The organism is Streptomyces sp. NPDC033221, assembly GCF_055577005.1.
The window spans coordinates 1-2652 of record NZ_JBVIQN010000091.1; the positions used below are offsets into that span (position 1 = coordinate 1).

The 2652-nt window shown below is 66.6% G+C and carries 1 protein-coding gene and 1 pseudogene; one reads left to right on the plus strand and one right to left on the minus strand.

The window, feature by feature from the left end:
- Nucleotides 1–355: 355 nt before the first annotated feature.
- Nucleotides 356–801 (minus strand): annotated as a pseudogene (locus ACZ53K_RS42615) (transposase); the annotation flags it as partial.
- 226 nt (nucleotides 802–1027) lie between these two features.
- Here ACZ53K_RS42615 and ACZ53K_RS42620 point away from each other — a divergent pair.
- Nucleotides 1028–2131, plus strand: coding sequence for an alpha/beta hydrolase (locus ACZ53K_RS42620; RefSeq protein WP_468848520.1), 1104 nt, complete (start codon nucleotides 1028–1030; stop codon nucleotides 2129–2131).
- Nucleotides 2132–2652 lie beyond the last annotated feature (521 nt).

Sequence of the window (2652 nt, forward strand, 5' to 3'; positions counted from 1 at the left end):
GCGGTCTACGCCGCCGGCCGCGCCGCGGTCGCCGCCTGATCCGCCGCCCGCGGGTGCCGGGCGCCCGTGAGCGACGTACGCGCCCGGCCCGCGCGCCCCGTTTCGCGGCTGCGCCCGTACGCGGAGACCTGTACACGCCATGACGAGTCGGTCCGTGCCGGTGACGAGCCGCATACCCGCGACACGGGGCCAAGAGAGTCCGGCAGTGCTCCTCCGCCGCAAAGGGCTTCTTGATGGCGGCGAACCGCTCGGCCTCGTTCTCGATCGAGCTCGGCCACGATCTCCTCGTAACGCTGCCGGGTCACACACTCGATCTTCTCCTCAGCGGGCATGGCACCTGCGCCCCCATGGTCGGGCCGATGCGGGCGATACGGACCGTGATGCGCCGTCCGCGCAGCCATCGCCGCAGGTGCGGCCGGTCGTATGCCTTGTCGGCAGGTACCTTGCCAACCGGGCAATTCCGTCCGCATTCGGGGTCGTGTTTCGTTTGGTATCCGCCGATCATCGGCTTGAGGCCGTCGCTGTCGGCGGTGTTGCCGCCCGAGAGGCCGAGCGCGAGGGGCACTCCTGCTGCATCGGACAGGATGTGCATCTTGGAATCGGGCCTGCCCGGTCCACGGGGCTCGGACCTGTAAGTTCGCCCCCTTTCGCCCGAACGTGGACGGTGTCCAACACCAGACGGGTCAGATCGAGAAGGCCGCGGTCGGCGAGCCGGTCGAGAACCCGCTGATGCAGGCGACCCCACACCCCGGCCCTGGATCAGAGCAGGAAACGACGGTGGGCGATGGCGGCACTTTTCCCGTTCTCCTGGGCGGGGTCCACGTGGCCGGCGTGGCAGGCACCACGCAACCATCCTGGACTTTGTGCCATCTACCCTGCCAGACATCATTTTCCCGTCGCCCCGGTCAAGAGAACGTACGAGTCTCAGTCCCAGCATCTGGACTTTCGCGAGCCGCATGACGGCGTTCCAGGACCCGGGGTTCCATCTGTGGCCCGGCGGAGCGGGCCGCCCGGAAGAAAGCACCACATGGGTCTCACCAGCAAAACAGTGCTACTCCTGGCCGTTCTTTTCGCGGTGGCACTCTTCATTCTCACCATCTGGCTGTGGCGTCGCCTGTCCAAGCGCAACTGGCGCGCGGTCCTCGGCCGCGCCGGCCTGTTGCTGGCGACCCAGCTGTCCATCTTCGCGGCGGTCGGCCTCCTTGCGAATAATTCGTACCTTTTCTACGGCTCCTGGGCGGAACTGTTCGGCGCGGAGCAGGAAACCGCGAACTCCGGCCCGAACGGCACCAAGCTGAAGGTGCTCGGCACCGAGCACGCGGGCCTGCCCGGCGGTGCCCAGTCGCGTGTTGCCGGACGGGTGGAGAAGGTGCTGCTCAAGGGCGAGAAGTCCAAGATCAATGGCTCGGCGTACGTCTATCTGCCACCGCAGTACTTCCAGCCCGAGTACGCGAAGAAGCGCTTCCCTACGTCCGTGGTGCTGACCGGCCACCCGGGCAATGCGAAGGCCCTCTACAAGGGGCTTCGCTATCCGCAGACCCAGCACGACCTGGTCCGCAAGGGCAAGATGCAGCCGACGATAATGGTCATGATGAGCCCGACCGTCGTGCTGCCGTGGGACACCGAGTGCGTGGACGTCCCAAAGGGCCCGCAGGCCGAGACGTTCTTCACCCACGACGTACGCCAGGATATAGCCAGCCACTACCGTGTCGGCACCGACGCCAGGAACTGGGGTGTCATAGGCGACTCCACGGGCGGTTACTGCGCCCTGAAGATGCCGATGCGTCACCCGAAGGCGTTCTCCACCGGTGTGTCCCTCTCCGGCTCGTACAATGCCTCGGAGGGCACCTCCCCAACCGGTGACCTGTTCGGCGGCAACAAACGGCTGGAGCGGGAGAACGACCTGCTGTGGCGGCAGAAGAACCTTCCTGCGGCGCCGGTTAACCTCCTGGTCACCTCCAGCAAGCAGGGCGAGCCGAATTACCCGGACACGCTGAAGTTCATCCAGCAGACCAAATCCCCGGGCCGGATCGCATCGATCATCCTCGACAGCGGCTCCCACCATTTCGATACCTGGCTCCGTGAGACGCCCGCCGCCTTGGAGTGGATGAGCGGCCACCTCAAGGCGTAAGAGCCTGTGCCATACCCCCGGCTGGCCCTGCCATTGCATTTCCCCCTGCCACGCGACTTTCCCAGAGCCATGGTGCGGTAGCGGACGTCGGCTCCTTGTGCTGCGGCTTGGTCGCGGAGCAGTTGGTCCAGCACATTGCGTGCGATCACGAGGCAGCCGCCGGGGACTTGCCCGCTCCGGGCATAGCCGGTGGGCGCGGTGAGCCGGAAGGACTGCGCTCGGGTGCTGGGCTTCCACAAGACGGCGCCCGCATCGATGGGCTCTCCGCGGTGCGTGGGCCAGGCGACGCAGCCCGGCCCGCGCAGTACGGGCCGGGCTACGTCAGTGAGCGCGCGTCCGCTGCTGCCGCACCGCTGTGAACTGGTGTTCTCTGTAGCAGTGCGCTCTATTTGTCACCGGCTGCGGTGGCTGGGGCGATCGCGCACGCCTAGACGATTAGTTCCGATGTGGCTTAGTGGTCGTAGGCGATCAGTGACCTGGTGGTGGGTGCGCCGATGGTGCGGTTGTGCCATATGGCGCAG

Coding starts and splice junctions, on each gene's coding strand:
- ACZ53K_RS42620 (WP_468848520.1), top strand. CDS start 1,028: ATGGGTCTCACCAGCAAAACAGTGCTACTCCTGGCCGTTCTTTTCGCG.